General features: G+C 66.4%; 12 protein-coding genes. 3 read left to right on the forward strand and 9 right to left on the reverse strand.

Features of this window, described 5'->3' with window-relative positions; translation table 11 throughout:
- Window positions 1-22: 22 nt before the first annotated feature.
- Window positions 23-319 carry a hypothetical protein gene (locus OCUBac02_RS06665; protein ID WP_047578818.1) on the reverse strand — a complete coding sequence of 99 codons (297 nt, stop codon included), beginning with the start codon at window positions 317-319 and terminating at the stop codon, window positions 23-25.
- 256 nt (window positions 320-575) lie between these two features.
- Between OCUBac02_RS06665 and OCUBac02_RS06670 the strand changes: the two genes are divergently transcribed.
- A complete protein-coding gene (locus OCUBac02_RS06670; protein ID WP_047578820.1) occupies window positions 576-884 on the forward strand; it encodes a DUF4156 domain-containing protein in 309 nt (102 codons plus the stop codon).
- 33 nt (window positions 885-917) lie between these two features.
- Here OCUBac02_RS06670 and iolB read toward each other — a convergent pair whose 3' ends face one another.
- The 8 genes from iolB to OCUBac02_RS06710 form a co-directional block, all read right to left on the reverse strand.
- Window positions 918-1715, reverse strand: coding sequence for a 5-deoxy-glucuronate isomerase (gene iolB / locus OCUBac02_RS06675; protein ID WP_173044358.1), 798 nt, complete (start codon window positions 1713-1715; stop codon window positions 918-920).
- A 195-nt stretch (window positions 1716-1910) separates the two neighbouring features.
- Window positions 1911-2795 (reverse strand): myo-inosose-2 dehydratase, encoded by an 885-nt coding sequence (gene iolE, locus OCUBac02_RS06680; protein WP_173044360.1) that lies wholly within the window; start codon window positions 2793-2795, stop codon window positions 1911-1913.
- Window positions 2796-2954: 159 nt separating this feature from the next.
- On the reverse strand, window positions 2955-4805 hold the full coding sequence (gene iolD, locus OCUBac02_RS06685) for a 3D-(3,5/4)-trihydroxycyclohexane-1,2-dione acylhydrolase (decyclizing) (protein WP_173044362.1): 1851 nt from the start codon (window positions 4803-4805) through the stop codon (window positions 2955-2957).
- A gap of 125 nt (window positions 4806-4930) precedes the next feature.
- Window positions 4931-6865 (reverse strand): bifunctional 5-dehydro-2-deoxygluconokinase/5-dehydro-2-deoxyphosphogluconate aldolase, encoded by a 1935-nt coding sequence (locus OCUBac02_RS06690; RefSeq protein ID WP_173044364.1) that lies wholly within the window; start codon window positions 6863-6865, stop codon window positions 4931-4933.
- A 106-nt stretch (window positions 6866-6971) separates the two neighbouring features.
- Window positions 6972-7841: a MurR/RpiR family transcriptional regulator gene (locus tag OCUBac02_RS06695; RefSeq protein WP_047576768.1), complete on the reverse strand. Its 870-nt coding sequence runs from the start codon at window positions 7839-7841 to the stop codon at window positions 6972-6974.
- 269 nt (window positions 7842-8110) lie between these two features.
- Entirely contained in the window at window positions 8111-8914 is an 804-nt protein-coding gene (locus OCUBac02_RS06700) for an SDR family NAD(P)-dependent oxidoreductase (protein ID WP_173049382.1), read from the reverse strand.
- Between the two features lie 154 nt (window positions 8915-9068).
- Entirely contained in the window at window positions 9069-10088 is a 1020-nt protein-coding gene (locus OCUBac02_RS06705; RefSeq protein ID WP_173044366.1) for a TRAP transporter substrate-binding protein, read from the reverse strand.
- A gap of 42 nt (window positions 10089-10130) precedes the next feature.
- Complete coding sequence (locus OCUBac02_RS06710) at window positions 10131-11999, reverse strand: TRAP transporter large permease (RefSeq protein ID WP_173044368.1); 1869 nt, start codon at window positions 11997-11999, stop codon at window positions 10131-10133.
- Window positions 12000-12233: 234 nt separating this feature from the next.
- Between OCUBac02_RS06710 and OCUBac02_RS06715 the strand changes: the two genes are divergently transcribed.
- Together OCUBac02_RS06715 and OCUBac02_RS06720 are read left to right on the forward strand one after the other, a co-directional pair.
- Window positions 12234-13121: an IclR family transcriptional regulator gene (locus OCUBac02_RS06715; protein ID WP_173044370.1), complete on the forward strand. Its 888-nt coding sequence runs from the start codon at window positions 12234-12236 to the stop codon at window positions 13119-13121.
- Window positions 13118-14752, forward strand: coding sequence for an acyl-CoA synthetase (locus tag OCUBac02_RS06720; protein WP_173044372.1), 1635 nt, complete (start codon window positions 13118-13120; stop codon window positions 14750-14752). The genes OCUBac02_RS06715 and OCUBac02_RS06720 overlap by 4 nt, the downstream gene beginning before the upstream one ends.
- Window positions 14753-14787: the final 35 nt, after the last annotated feature.

Raw genomic sequence — 14787 nt, forward strand, 5'->3', positions numbered from 1 at the left:
CGGTGGAAAGGACCCTGCTCTCTCACCACCAGTAGCGGCGCGGGCCGTAATAGCCACGATAGTAGTGGCGATCAGCGCTAGCGGCGATGGCGCCGCCGATGACACCGGCGGCCACGCCGGCCGCGACAGCCGAGCCGGCCTCGTTGGAAGCGCGGCGGTTCTCGACATAGTTGGCCGAGCGGCACTGCTGATAGGCGCGGGTGCCGGGGCGGAAGCCCTGGGACTCGCAAGTCACTTCGGCGTCGGCCATCGACTCCTGCGCGGTCTGGCAACCGGCAAGAAGAGCGGCCATCGCGCCAACGATCAGAATGCTACGCATATTTTATCCTTTTCAGCCTCCCATTGGCCTGAAGCGACTTAAGAGCAGCCGCGTCGGCAGGTCAAGAATGACACGGGCTTTGCGTTAAAGTTCGCAGCGTCAAATCGCGACAATTCCGCTGCAATCGTGACGGTTCGACCGAACGGCCCGGGACGCAGCAATCGGCGGAACGGTTTCGCGCCGGCGCGGGCTTGCATTTGCAGCGAAGCGGCGGAACATGCGCGGAAGACCCGATCAGCCCAGTCTGGACGCGACGATGCCCCGCTTTTTCATCCTTCTGCCGGCCTTGCTGCTCGGCGCCTGCACCTATCATAACGCGCGCAGCAGCATCGTCGTGGTGACCGACGCGAAGAGCGTTGTGGAGAATTGCACGAAGCTTGGCGAGATCGACGGGCAGCATGGCTCCCAGGCCATCATGACGCTCGACAAGACGCGCGATTCGGTGATCGCGCGCCTGAAGATCGCCGGGGCGGAACTGGGGGGAACCCATGTCTTCGCCGCCGCTGCCGATATCAAATGGAAGGGGCCGGATACCAGCGGCACCGTCTACAAGTGCAATTCCTGACGGGCCTGCCGGGCTTTCGTCGGCTGATCCCGGTCAGCCCTTCAAGAGCCACTCGTGCTCGGCGGCGTTGTGGAATTTCCAGGTCCGTTTCGGGCCGGCCATCACGTTGAGATAATAGAGATCGTAGCCGTGGCAGGTGGCGCAGGGGTGATAGCCCTTCGGCACCAGCACGACGTCGCCGTCCTCGATCGCCATGGCTTCGTCCAGGCTGCGGTCGTCGGTATAGACGCGCTGAAAGCCGAAACCCTGCGGCGGGTTGAGGCGGTGGTAGTAGGTCTCCTCCAGATGGGATTCGCGCGGCAGGTCGTCCCGGTCGTGCTTGTGCGGGGGATAGCTCGATGTGTTGCCGGCCGGCGTGATGACTTCGACCACGAGCAGTGAATCCGCCGGCTCGTTCTCCGGCAGGATATTGGTGACGTGGCGGGTGTTGGAGCCCTTGCCGCGGATCTCCTGGCCGAGATCGTCCGGGCTGATGACGCGGACGGGCAGCCCGCCTCTAAGCCCCGGCGCCGTGCAGACGGCGAGTTCGAGGTCCGTGCTCGCGGTGACCGACCAGTCCGATCCTTCCGGGAGATAGACCGACCAGGGCTTGCCTTCGAACGGGCTCATGCGGCTACCAAGCTCGCCCAGCGCATTGCCTCCGGCCGTGACCTGGCCCTTGCCGGTGACGAAGACGAGACAGGCCTCGCGGGCGCCCGTCTGCGACGAGACGGTCTCGCCCGGTTTCAGGCGGTGCAGGTCGAAGCCGACATAGGTCCAGCCGGCGCTTTCCGGTGTGACATGGATGACGCGGCCGCTCGTGCCCTGCGGCTTGACCTTGAGATGGGACATCGGGTGTTCCTTGGCGATTGATGCATTGGCCAGAGAATAACACCGTCATTCCGGGGCTTCGCGCAGCGAAGAGCCCGGAATCCATAACCGCTGTCGATGCCGAACAATACGGCGCCGTTTCCGAAACGTCTTCAGCACCTGCGGTTATGGATCCCGGGGCCGCCCTGCGGGCGCCCCGGAATGACGGGGAGAGTTCTACGCCAGTCCGGCTTCCCTGATGAAGCGGGTCAGGTTGGCATGGCCGAGCCTGGCATAGGTCGCGGGCTCCGCCTTCCTCGGATCCTGCTCGGCCTCCACCACGATCCAGCCGGAATAGCCCTGCAGCTCGCGCAGTACGCGGACATAGTCGATCAGGCCGTCGCCCGGCACGGTGTAGACGCCGGCGAGCACGGATTCGAGGAACGACCAGTCCTCGCGGTTGGAGCGCCACATCACGGCCTCGCGGATATCCTTGCAATGGACATGGTGGATGCGGGCCTTCCAGTGGCGGGCGATGCGGGCGGGGTCGCCGCCGCCCCAGGTGGCGTGGCCGGTATCGAGCAGGAGGCCGACGGCCGGGCTGGTCACGCCCATGAACCGGTCGATCTCGGCCTCGGTCTGCACCACCGTGCCCATATGATGGTGATAGACGAGCTGGAGGCCGTATTCGGCCTTCACGGCTTCGGCGAAATTGGTGTAGCGCGTGCCGAAAGCGTCCCAGCGGTTCTTGGGCAGGACGGGCCTTGCCGAGAGCGGCCTGGTGATGTCGGAATGGATCGCGTTCGAGGTCTCGGCCGCGATCAGGACCGAGCAGCCCATGTCGCGCAGCAGCGTCGCATGGGCCTTCACAGCGGCCATTTCGGCAGCGACGTCGCGGACGAGCAGCTCGGTCGAATACCAGCCGGAAACCAGCGCGTGGCCATGGGCGTCGAGGATCGGCTTCAGCTTCGCCGCCTCGCGCGGAAACTTGTTGCCGAGTTCCATGCCGGTGAAGCCGGCGGTGCGAGCTTCGGTCAGGCAGGTTTCGAGCGGGATGTCGCCGCCGATCTCCAGCATGTCGTCATTCGACCAGCCGATGGGGTTCGCGCCGATGCGGATCATGTGTCAGTTCCTTCAATCAACCTCAGCCTCATCCTGAGGAGCGCTTCGCAGAAGCGCGTCTCGAAGGATGTTCCAGCGGCATCGGAGCTGACTGGAGCATCCTTCGAGACGCTGCCTTCGGCAGCTCTTCAGGATGAGGGCTCGAAAACAAATCTCGGTTCACTCACCAACGCGCTGCTGCTTGCGGCGTTCGTCGTAATTCACCCGCGCCGTGCGCACCTCGGCGCGCTCGCTGACCTCGGGTACCGCGACATCCCACCAGGCGCCGCCGGCTCCGGTCGAGATCAGCGGGTCGGTGTCGATGACGACGACGGTGGTGCGGGTGTTGGCCCTGGCCTGCGCCAGCGCGGTTTCCAGCTCGGCGATCGAGGCGGCCTTGACGGCGAGCGCGCCCATGCTGGCGGCGTGCTGGACGAAATCGATCTCCGGCAGCGTCTCGTGCCTGCTGTCCTTGAGCAGGTTGTTGAAGCTCTGGCCGCCGGTCGCATTCTGGAGCCGATTGATGCAGCCGAAGCCGCGATTGTCGAGCAGGACGATGGTGAGCTTGAGGTCGAGCATCACCGAGGTCGCGATCTCGGAATTCAGCATGAGATAGGAGCCGTCGCCGACCATGACGACGACCTCCTTGTCGGGCCGGGCCATCTTGGCGCCGAGCCCGCCGGCGATCTCGTAGCCCATGCAGGAGAAGCCGTATTCGGCATGGTAGGAGCCGGGCCCGCCCGCCTGCCAGAGCTTGTGCAATTCGCCGGGCAGGCCGCCGGCCGCATGGAGCAGGATGATTTCGGAGCCCAGCGTGCGCTGGACCGCGCCGATGACCTGCGCATCCGAGGGCAGGGCGGTGTTCGTGGCGGCGGTCGCCTTGCCCGCCTCCTTCTGCCATTCGGCCTTGCCGGCCTTGGCGCTGGCGGTCCAGCTTTCCGGCGCCTTCCATTTGCCGATGGCTCCGCCGAGTTCCAGCAGGCCCTCGCGGGCGTCGGCGACGAGGGGCAGGGCGCGGTGCTTGCCGGCGTCGAAGGGCTGGACGTTGAGGCCGATGATCGTCTTCTGCTCGGCGCCGAACAGCGCCCAGGAGCCGGTGGTGAAATCCTGCAGGCGGGTGCCGATGGCGAGCACGAGGTCGGCTTCGGCGGCGAGGCGGTTGGCGGCTTCCGTGCCGGTGACGCCGACGGCAGCCATGTTGAGCGCGTCGTCGTCAGGCAGGGCGGATTTGCCGCCCTGCGTCTCGCAGACGGGGATGCCGGTCGCGGCCGAGAAGCGGGCGAGCTCTTCGCTGGCCCCGGAATAGAGCACGCCGCCGCCGGCGACGATCAGCGGCTTCTTCGCCGCCTTCAGCGCCTCGGTGGCAGCCTTGAGTTCGTTGCGATCGGCGCGGGGACGGCGCGGCGTCCAGAGTCGCTCGGCGAAGAAGCTCTCTGGGTAGTCATAGGCCTCGGCCTGTACGTCCTGGCAGAGCGCGAGCGTGACCGGGCCGCACTCGGCCGGGTCGGTCAGCACCTGCATGGCGCGGGTCAGCGCCGGGATGATCTGTTCGGGGCGGGTGATGCGGTCGAAATAGCGCGAGACCGGACGGAAGCAGTCATTGGCCGAGACGGTGCCGTCGCCGAAGGCTTCGACCTGCTGGAGGACCGGGTCAGGGATTCGGTTGGCGAAGACGTCGCCGGGCAGCAGCAGCACCGGCAGGCGGTTGACATGGGCGAGCGCAGCGGCGGTGACGAGATTGGTCGCGCCGGGGCCGATCGAGGTGGTCGCGGCCATGAAGCGGCGGCGCATGTTCGCCTTGGCATAGGCGATCGCCGCATGGGCCATGGCCTGCTCGTTATGGGCGCGGAAAGTCGGCAGGCGCTCGCGCTCGTGCCAGAGCGCCTCGCCGAGGCCTGCGACATTGCCATGGCCGAAAATCGCCCAGACGCCACTGAGGATCGGCAGGCGCTGCCCGTCGATCTCGGTGATCTGGCGGCTAAGGAAGCGCGTCAGCGCCTGCGCCATCGTAAGGCGGACGGTGGCAGTCATCGCAGCTTCCGTATCTCGTTCACATAACGGGGCGTCATTCCGGGCGACCGCAGGGAGGCGCTTGTCATTCCGGGTTCGCGCCTGCGGCGCGCCCCGGAATGACAGAGGTGCCCGGCCGAACACTCCTATGCCGCCTTGCGGCCGCGCGTGGCAAGCCAGAGGTCGGTCAGAGCCTCGAATCGCCTGGCGATGTCGGCGATCGCGGCCTCGTCGTCGAGCTTGCCGGCAAGCCAGCCTTCAGCCGCGCTCATGAAGATGGTGCGGCCGACGGCGAAGCCCTTGACGATGGGTGCCGAGGCCGTGGCAGCGAAGCCGGCTTCAAGCTCTTCGGCGGGCGCATCGAGCCCGAGCAGCAGCACGCCGCGGCACCAGGGGTCGTGTTTGGCAATGGTCTTCTCGATCGCGGCCCAGGCGGCAGGCGAGGATTGCGGCTCCAGCTTCCACCAGTCCGGCTTGATGCCGAGCGCGTAGATCTCTTCGAGCGCCCGCGAAATCGTGTCGGGGCCGAGCGGTCCGTTCTTGCCGGCGATGATCTCGATCAGCAATTCGCGTCCGACCTTGCGCGCCGCCTCGAACAGGCCGCGCAGCTTCTCCTGCTGCTCGCGCTTCAGTTCTTCCGGATCGTCCGGATGGTAGAAGCAGAGCGCCTTGATGCAGTGATCGACCGGCCATTCCGGCAGCAGCGAACCGATATCCTGGCTTACCTCGAAGCGCAGCGGGCGCGAGCCCGGCAATTCGACCGGACGGCCGAGCCAGGCGAAGGGATGGCGGGCGAATTCGAACATCGCCTCGCGGCCGTGCTTCTCGTCGAGCAGCATGCCGTAGCCGGGGCGGCCATCGGCGACGCGGGCGGCAGCCTTGACTGCCAGCACCTTGAAGTCGCGGATGCGGGCCGGATCGGCGCCGAGCCTGACGGCGAGGTCTTCGAGCTGGGAGCGATGGTCGCAGGCCAGCGCCATCAGCGAGGGGATGTCTCGGCGGCGCGTCGTCGCCCAGTGGATGTGGTTGATGTCGGCGTCCTTGCGCAGCGCGCGGTGCGGGCTGCCGTTCCTGAGGAAGTATTGCAGTTCCTCGAAGGTCGGGCTTTCCGGCGAGCAGAGCAGGCGCGAGACGGCGAAGGCGCCGCAGGCATTGGCCCAGGTAGCAGCCGTGGCGAGGCTTTCGCCGCCGAGCCAGCCGCGCAGGAAGCCTGACATGAAGGCGTCGCCGGCGCCCAGCACGTTGTAGACCTCGATCGGGAAGCCTCGGCCTACAATACCGTCTTCGAGATCGTCGGGGATCGCGCCATCATAGACGATGCAGCCCATCGGGCCGCGCTTGAGAACGATGGTCGCCGACGCCAGCGCACGGATCGTCTTCAGCGCCGGCAGCAACTCGTTCTCGCCCGAGGCGATCAAGACCTCTTCCTCGGTGCCGATGATCAGGTCGCAGCCGGGCAGGACCGTCTTCATCCGCTCGGAGACCGCCTGCGAGGCGATATAGCGGTTGTCGCCGGCATCGTGGCCGGCGAGGCCCCAGAGGTTCGGGCGATAGTCGATGTCGAGCACGACCTTGCCGCCGTTCTCGCGCATCAGCTTCATCGCCTTGCGCTGGGCGGCCTCGGGCTTGGCCTGAGCGAAATGCGTGCCGGTGACGACGACGGCGCGGGCCTTCGCGATGAAGGCGGGGTCGATATCGCCTTCCTCCAGCGCCATGTCGGCGCAGTTCTCGCGGTAGAACAGCAGCGGGAAGGACTTGTCGCTTTCGACTGAGAGGATGGCGAGCGCGGTCAGCCGCTCCGGGTCGGTCTTGAGCCCGTCGAGGTTCACGCCCTCGCGCGCAAGTTGCTCGCGCAGGAAGCGGCCGAACTGCTCGTCGCCGACGCGGGTGAGCAGGGCCGAGCGCAGGCCGAGCCGGGCGGTGCCGATCGCGATATTGGCCGGGCAGCCGCCGACCGACTTGGCGAAGGAGGCGACATCCTCCAGCCGCGAGCCGATCTGCTGGCCGTAAAGATCGACCGAGGCGCGGCCGATGGTGATGACGTCGAGCGCCTGCGCCGATCCGCCGAGCGGTCCCGTCATGTCATGCTCCCGGCAGCGAGGATCATCGGAGCCGAACGGCTCCGGGCTCCAGAATGAAATAATAATTCCAGTATTTCGTCAATGCGGAATGTCTGTTCCTAAAGTTTTAGATGGCGCCGCCACGCCGGCCCTTGCCGCGCCCGATCCGGCGCGCCTCGCCGACGCCGACGGCGAGCGCCATCGAGAGCGCCATGGTCGAGGCCAGCGTGCGGAACCCGCCGAAATCCGCTTCGGCGACCTCGAACCAGAGCTTCGCGAAGCTCGCGAGCGGCGAAAAGGCGCTGTCGGTGATGGCGACCAGCGGTACGCCGCGCTCGGCGAGGCCGCGCGCATCCTCGATGGTGGCGGGTGCGTAGGGCGAGAAGCTGACGACGAGGACGGCGTCCCTTGGCGTGGCGAAGGAGATCATCTCGGGGTCGAGCCCGGCGGCGGATTCGATCATCTGGTTGCGGACTTCGAGCTTGCCGAAGGCATAGGCCAGATAGCTCGCGACCGGATAGGAGCGGCGCCGGGCGAGGATGAAGATCGTTTCGGCGCTGGCGAGCACATCGATCGCACGGTCGAGCGTGGCCTCGTCGAGGGTGCGGCTCATCACGTCCAGCGATTTGCGCGAGGCGGTGAGGAAGCCGTCGAGGATGCGGTGGTTGCCGGCCGCGGTGCCATCGCCGCCGCGCAACGTGTTGAGACGTTCCTCATAGCTGGAATTGCGCTCGCGCAGCCTTGCGCGGAAGACGCCCTGCAGGCTGGTGAAACCGTCGAAGCCGAGATGCTGGGCGAAGCGGATCAGCGTCGAGGGCTGGACGCCGGCCGAGACCGCGATGCTGGCGGCGGTGCCGAAGGCGATCTCGTCGGGATTGTCGAGGGCATAGGCCGCGATCTGGGCGATGCGCTTGGGCAGGCTGTCACGCTGGCCGAGGATCGATGCGCGCAATTCGTCGAAGTCGCGCGGCAGCTCCGCAACGGCGGTTTCGCTCATTGAAGGTTTCCCGTTGCCGTCCCTGTTGCCGACTGTTCTGGCAGCGAAGCGGAAATGGAGCAAGCGTTCCAGAGGAGGAATGGACGGTCGATGATAGCGATACCGCCTCTCTGTCATTCCGGGGCGGGCCGTAGGCCCGAGCCCGGAATCCAGAACCGATGTCGTTCGAACAGGAAGCTTAGACGGTCCATTCCGTTCGGAGACGGTATCAGTTCTGGATTCCGGGCTCATCGCTGCGCGATGCCCCGGAATGACGAGGGGCGGCGCGGTTATCCCGGCAGGCCGGCGGTGCAGCTCTGGCCCCCATCCACCGGCAGGCAGACGCCCGTGATGAACTTCGCCTCGTCCGAGGCCAGGAAGACGGCGGCGTTGGCAATGTCCCAGGCGGTGCCCATCCTGCCCATCGGCACCTGTGCGTCGCGGGCGGCGACCATCTCCTCGACGGAGGCATATTGCGAGGAGATCTGCCTGTAGATCAGCGGCGTGTCGATCAGGCCGGGCATGATGCAGTTCGCGCGGATGCCCTGCCTCGCGTACTGCATCGCCAGCGCGACCGTCGCCTGGTTCACCGCCGCCTTGGTGGCGTAATAGGCGAAGTACGGATAGCCGGTCCAGCGGATGGCGGCGAGCGAGGAGATGTTGACGATGGCGCCGCCGCCGCCCTTCAGCATCTCCGGGATGACCGCCTTGGCGCAGCGATAGACCGAGCCGAGATTGAGCTGGAGCGAGGCGTTGAACTGCTCCTCGGACAATTCGACCGGGCCGCCCATATGGGTGACGCCGACATTGTTGTGGAGGATGTCGAGCCGGCCGAAATGCCGGGCCGCCGCGGCGACGCAGGTGTCGACCGAGGCGAGATCGGTGACATCGGCTGCGAGCGCGAGAGCCTTGCCGCCTTCGCCGGCGATGATCGTGGCGGTCTCTTCGGCAGCCTCGCGGTTGAGGTCGATGCAGGCGACGCCGGCGCCCTCGCGGGCATAGGCGACAGCGGCGGCCTTGCCATTGCCCCAGCCGGGGCCGGAGGAGCCGGCGCCGAAGACGATGGCGATCTTGCCCTTCAGCCGGTCGGCCATGGTCGTCAGCCTCTCGATCAGAAATATACGCAGGTCATCCCGGACAAGCCGCGCGAGCGGCGCCGATCCGGGATCCATGCCTGAACCGTTCCGGCATGGATCCCGGGTCTCCCTCCGATCGCCCGGGATGACCCGCGCGTGTGGTCGGAGTGGATCAGCTCAGCGAGCTGCCGACGGCCTTCTCCAGGATCGCCCAGGCTTCGTCGCCGTATTTCTTCTTCCACTCGGCGTAGAAGCCGGCCTTGCGCAGCGCGTCGCGGAAGGCGTCGGCCTTGGTCTCGTTGATCACCATGCCCTTGGATTGCAGCTCGCCCTGCAGGCCGGCATTGAGCTTGGCGACGTCGGTGCGCTCCAGCAACGCGGCGGCGTTGATGTTCTTGGCGACGATGGCGCGCAGGTCCTCCGGCAGACGCTCCCAGGCGCGGCGGTTGGCCAGGAACCAGAAGCCGTCCCACATGTGGTTGGTCAGCGAGAGGTATTTCTGCACCTCGAAGAGCTTGGCCGTCGAGATGATTGCGAGCGGGTTCTCCTGGCCGTCGACGATCTTGGTCTGCAGCGCGGTATAGACCTCGGCGAAGTTGATCGAGGCGGGGGCCGACTGGAAGGCGGTGAACATCGAGGTCCAGAGCGGCGAGACCGGCACGCGGATCTTGAAGCCCTTGAGGTCGTCGGGCGTGTTGACCGGACCCTTGGACGAGGTGATCTGGCGGAAGCCGTTGTCCCAGATCTTGTCCATGACGACGAGATTGGCCTTGCCGATCTGGCCGCGGACGTAAGTCCCGAGCTCGCCGTCCATCGCCTTCCAGACCGCGTCGTAGTTCGGGAATGCGAAGCCGATGCCGGAGATCGAGGCGTTGGCGACGAGCGTCGACAGGATCAGCGGCGAGAGCGTGAAGAACTCGACGCCGCCGGAGCGCACCTGGCTCAGCATATCGGTGTCGGAGCCGAGCTGGTTGTTCGGGAAGATCTGGATGTCGACGCGGCCCTTGGTCTCTTCCTTGATCTTCGCCATGGCCTCGCTGGCGCGGGTGTTCATCGGGTGCGCGACCGGCAGGTTGTTGGCGTATTTATAGGTGAACTCGGCGCTCTGGGCATTCGCCCGGCCGATATGGAAGGTGCCGATCGCGGAGGCGGCGGCTGTCGCCTGGAGCAGGGTGCGGCGCGAAATGGTCATGGGCGTTTCTCCTGAGGGATTTTTTGGTTTCTTGTCGTGAACTTACAGCACCCAGGTCGAGAGACCGGGCACGAGGGCGATGACGAGAAGGCCGATCAGCAGGGCGACGAGATAGGGCCAGATCGCGCCCATCGCCTCGTCCGGAGAGACGTTGCCGATCTTGCAGGCGATGTAGAAGCCGATGCCGATCGGCGGCGTCATCAGGCCGATATTCATCGCGGTGACGACGACCATCGAATAATGGATGTCGTTGATGCCGAGATTCTTGGCGATCGGGAACATCAGCGGCGCCATCAGCACGATCGCGGGCAGGCCCTCGAGAACGCAGCCGAGAATCATGAAGACGACGATGGTCACCCCCATGAAGGTGAGCCAGCCGCCGGGCAGCCCGGCCATGAAGGTGGCGAGATCGCGGGCGAAGCCGGTCTGGGTCAGCGCCCAGGCCATCGCGAGCGCCGTGCCGAGGATCATCAGGATGGCGCCGGAGAGCGCCGCCGTCTCGACCAGCATCTGGTAGAACTTGCCCCAGCCGATGCCGCCATAGAGCACGATGCCGATGATCAGCGCATAGAGCACCGCGATGGTCGAGACCTCCGTCGCGGTGGCGACGCCTCCGCCGACCGCGGCGCGGATGATGAAGGGCAGGACGAGGGCGGGGCCGGCGATCAGGGCCGCCTTGCCGATGACGGAGAAGGGCGCGCGGCGCACGTCCTTCATGTCCTCGGCCATCGCCTTCCAGCGTGCGAGGCCGGCGAGCGCGACGAGCAGCACGCCGGCGATGACGAAACCGGCATTGAACAGGCCGGCGATCGAGACGCCGGCAACCGAGCCGAGCACGATCAGCACGATCGAGGGCGGCACGGTGTCGGCCATCGCCGCGCCGGTGGAGAGCAGCGCGATCAGGTCCTTGGGCTTGTAGCCGCGCCGCTTCATCTCGGGAAACAGCGCGGGGGCGACCGTCGCCATGTCCGAGACCTTCGAGCCCGAGATGCCCGAGACCAGGAAGAGCGAGCCGAGCAGGACATAGGACATGCCGGCGCGGACATGGCCCAGCATCGAGGCGAGGAAATCGACGATCGCCTTGCCCATGCCGGTGGCGTCGAGGATGCAGCCGAGCAGAACGAAGATCGGCACCGAGAGCAGGATGAGGCTCGACATGCCCTCGTCCATGCGCCCGATCATCACGACCGTCGGCATGCTGGTCGAGAACATCAGGAAGCAGAGGGTTCCCAGCCCGAAGCAGAAGGTGATCGGCACGCCGCAGACGAGGCAGAGCACGACGACGCCGATCAGGAAGATCAGGATGTTGAGATAGCCGAGCGTCCTGAAGGTCGGCGTACCCAGCCAGAACAGGAGGCCGAGCCCGGCAATCAGGAGGGTCGCCAGCACCAGGTCGCGCGGGCGGGCGGTCTTGACCGCATAGCGCAATGCCAGCAGCAGCATCAGGACGATGCCCGTGGCGATGGCGGAGACGCGCCAGCTATTGGGAATGTTGAGCGCCGCGGAGGTGACGTAGCTCTCCTCGACCGCGTAATCGATCGCCGGATAGACCATGGCGGCGAGGAAGGCGGCGGCGGCCAGCAGGGCGAAGGTCTCGACGAAGCCGCGCAGCCATTGCGGCATCATGTTGACGAAGAGCGTGAGCCGCAGGTGCTCGTTGCGATCGATGGCGATGGCCGCGCCGAGCATCGCGAGCCAGATGAAGGAGATCGAGGCGACCTCGTCGACCCAGACGAAAGGCAGCGAGAAGACATAGCGCGAGGTCACGCCGAGCAGCAGCACGCAGACGATGAAGGCGACGAGCGCGGCGGCGACGAACTCGACCGGGCGCATGATCGCCGAACCGGGACGGGCATCCGCGTTCTCGCTGAGGTTCTCGGGCAGCGTGAGCGTATCGACGACATCGACCATGCGGCGGCCTCAGATGCCGGTCGCCAGGCGCAATACGCCCGCTGCGCAGAATAGGTCGAGGGCCATCGTTCCGTTCCTCCCTTCGCGCCGATCTTGTCGAGTTGTCGGCGTCGATTGCGGTCCACACTGTGAATAGCCGGGCAGCGGGACGGGCCGCAGATTACACGAGGGAAGCGGCATTGCAATCCGCAAAGCGCCCATCTACGGTTGGGAGATAAGAATAAGGTCCATATCATGGACTATCTGGAGGAGCGCTTGCCGCAGAATTCCGCGCCGGAAACCGGCTTGTCCGGCTCGCAGAGCGTCGACCGCGCTCTGGGGCTGCTCTCGCTGATCGGGCGGGAGCCGGCCGAAGGCCTGCCGCTCGGCGAGATCGTGTCGGGCAGCGGCCTCAACAAGCCGACGACGCGGCGACTGCTGCTGGCCTTGATGCGCGCGGGTCTCGTCGAGCAGGAGCCGCTGACGCGGCGCTATTGCCTGGGCGAGGAGGCTTTCGTGCTCGGCGTGCTGGCGGCGCGCCGCCACGGTCTGCTCGAGATTGCGATGGACGGTCTGCGCCGGCTCTCGGCCGAGACGAAGGATACGAGTTTCCTGACGGTCCGGCGCGAGAATTATGCGATCTGCCTGCATCGCGAGGAGGGCACCTATCCTGTGCGCACCCATGCCCTGCAGGCAGGGGACCAGCATCCGCTCGGAGTCGGTGCCGGCTCGCTCGCCATGCTGGCGGCGCTGCCGGACGACGATGTGGACCGGGTGATCATGGCCAACGAGGCCGCGCTGCTGGCGCGCTATCCCGGCTTCGCGCCGGAGGCCTTGCGGGCCGATGTCGCCGCGACGCGCGCGCGCGGTTTCTCGCTCAATCCCGGCCGGCTCGTCGCCAGTTCATGGGGGATCGGGCGTGCCTTCCGCTATCCGGACGGGCGGGTCGCAGGTGCCCTCTCCATCGCCGCCATCGACAGCCGGATGGCGCCGGCTCGTCAGGCGGAGCTTGAACTGCCGCTGGCCCGCGAGGCCGAGCGGCTGGAAGCGCTGCTCAAGCAGATGTTCGTATCCAAGCGGAGCGCGCGGCCGATCCTGGCTGCTGGCCCGCGACCCATCGAGACAGGGAGAGCCGCAAGATGAGCTCTGCAAAGGCCGCTCCGACCGGGGGCGTCGTGCCGATGACGCGGCGCGTGATGAACCTCGCCCATATCGCAACGCAGAATGCGCGGCGCCTGCCCGCTCATCCGGCCTTCATCTGGGGCGAGAAGACGCTCGACTGGGCCGAGATCGATGCGCAGGCCTCCGCGCTGGCGGCGGGGTTGAAGGCGCGCGGCATCGGCAAGGGCGACCGCGTGCTCGTCCATTCCAAGAACTGCGACGCGATGTTCGTCTCGATGTTCGCGACCTTCCGGCTCGGCGCCGTCTGGGTGCCGACGAATTTCCGCCTGCTGCCGGACGAGGTCGCCTATCTCGCGACGGCTTCCGGCGCCAAGGGTTTCCTCTGCCATGGCGATTTTCCGGAACATGCGGCGGCGGTCGCTGCCGCCAACCCGGCGCCGGACTTCATCTGGCGGATCGGCGGGGATGCTTTCGGCGAGGACGAGGTCGGCGCGGTGATCGCGCGCCATCGCGGCGAAAGGATAGAGAACGCAGCCGTCGAGCATGACGATCCCTGCTGGTTCTTCTTCACCTCCGGCACGACCGGGCGTTCCAAGGCGGCGGTGCTGACCCATGGCCAGATGGGCTTCGTCATCACCAACCATCTCTGCGACCTCGTGCCCGGCTCGACCGAGAAGGACGCCTCGCTGGTGGTGGCGCCGCTCTCGCACGGCGCGGGCGTTCATCAGTTGATGATCTCGGCGCGCGGCGCGACCTCGATCCTGCTGCCGACCGAGCGCTTCGACATCGACGAGGCCTATCGCCTGATCGCGAAGCACCGGATCAGCAACATCTTCACCGTACCGACGATCCTGAAGATGCTGGTCGAGCATCCCGCCGTAGACAGCCATGATCATTCAAGCCTGCGCTACATCATCTACGCGGGCGCGCCGATGTATCGCGAGGACCAGAAGGCGGCGCTGAAAAAGCTCGGCAAGGTGATCGTGCAGTATTTCGGGCTGGGCGAGGTGACCGGCAACATCACAGTGCTGCCGCCGGCCCTCCACGAGGCCGAGGATGGCCCGAACGCCCGCATCGGCACCTGCGGCTTCGAGCGCACCGGCATGCAGGTGCAGATCCAGGACGATGACGGGAAGGAGGTCGCGCCCGGCGTCCAGGGCGAGATCTGCGTGATCGGGCCGGCCGTCTTCGCCGGCTATTACGACAATCCGGAAGCCAATGCGAAATCCTTCCGCGACGGCTGGTTCCGCACCGGCGATCTCGGCCATATGGACGAGCAGGGCTTCGTCTACATCACCGGCCGCGCCTCGGACATGTACATCTCCGGCGGCTCGAACATCTATCCGCGCGAGATCGAGGAGAAGATCCTGACGCATCCCGCGATCGCGGAGGTCGCGGTGCTCGGCGTGCCCGATCCGGTCTGGGGCGAGATCGGCATCGCGGTCTGCGTCAACCGGCCCGGCCAGCATGCGACCGAAGCCGAGATCGCGGATTTCCTCGGGCCGAAGATCGCGCGCTACAAGATGCCGAAGCGTTTCCTGTTCTGGGAGGCCCTGCCGAAATCGGGCTATGGCAAGGTGCCCAAGCGCCTCGTCAAGGACGAGCTGGAAAAGCGCGGCGAACTCGACTTCCTGAAGGGGAAGGCGTCGTGACATTTCTTCTTCATCGAACCGCAGCCCTCATCCTG

Source organism: Bosea sp. ANAM02 (assembly GCF_011764485.1).
Lineage (GTDB): Bacteria > Pseudomonadota > Alphaproteobacteria > Rhizobiales > Beijerinckiaceae > Allobosea.

What these genes read in the sequence shown, in the direction of transcription:
- OCUBac02_RS06710 (WP_173044368.1), bottom strand. Translation starts at nt 11,999, where the DNA reads ATGGTCGATGTCGTCGATACGCTCACGCTGCCCGAGAACCTCAGCGAG.
- iolE (WP_173044360.1), bottom strand. Translation starts at nt 2,795, where the DNA reads ATGATCCGCATCGGCGCGAACCCCATCGGCTGGTCGAATGACGACATG.
- OCUBac02_RS06705 (WP_173044366.1), bottom strand. Translation starts at nt 10,088, where the DNA reads ATGACCATTTCGCGCCGCACCCTGCTCCAGGCGACAGCCGCCGCCTCC.
- OCUBac02_RS06665 (WP_047578818.1), bottom strand. Translation starts at nt 319, where the DNA reads ATGCGTAGCATTCTGATCGTTGGCGCGATGGCCGCTCTTCTTGCCGGT.
- OCUBac02_RS06715 (WP_173044370.1), top strand. Translation starts at nt 12,234, where the DNA reads ATGGACTATCTGGAGGAGCGCTTGCCGCAGAATTCCGCGCCGGAAACC.
- OCUBac02_RS06690 (WP_173044364.1), bottom strand. Translation starts at nt 6,865, where the DNA reads ATGACGGGACCGCTCGGCGGATCGGCGCAGGCGCTCGACGTCATCACC.
- iolD (WP_173044362.1), bottom strand. Translation starts at nt 4,805, where the DNA reads ATGACTGCCACCGTCCGCCTTACGATGGCGCAGGCGCTGACGCGCTTC.
- iolB (WP_173044358.1), bottom strand. Translation starts at nt 1,715, where the DNA reads ATGTCCCATCTCAAGGTCAAGCCGCAGGGCACGAGCGGCCGCGTCATC.
- OCUBac02_RS06700 (WP_173049382.1), bottom strand. Translation starts at nt 8,914, where the DNA reads ATGGCCGACCGGCTGAAGGGCAAGATCGCCATCGTCTTCGGCGCCGGC.
- OCUBac02_RS06720 (WP_173044372.1), top strand. Translation starts at nt 13,118, where the DNA reads ATGAGCTCTGCAAAGGCCGCTCCGACCGGGGGCGTCGTGCCGATGACG.
- OCUBac02_RS06695 (WP_047576768.1), bottom strand. Translation starts at nt 7,841, where the DNA reads ATGAGCGAAACCGCCGTTGCGGAGCTGCCGCGCGACTTCGACGAATTG.
- OCUBac02_RS06670 (WP_047578820.1), top strand. Translation starts at nt 576, where the DNA reads ATGCCCCGCTTTTTCATCCTTCTGCCGGCCTTGCTGCTCGGCGCCTGC.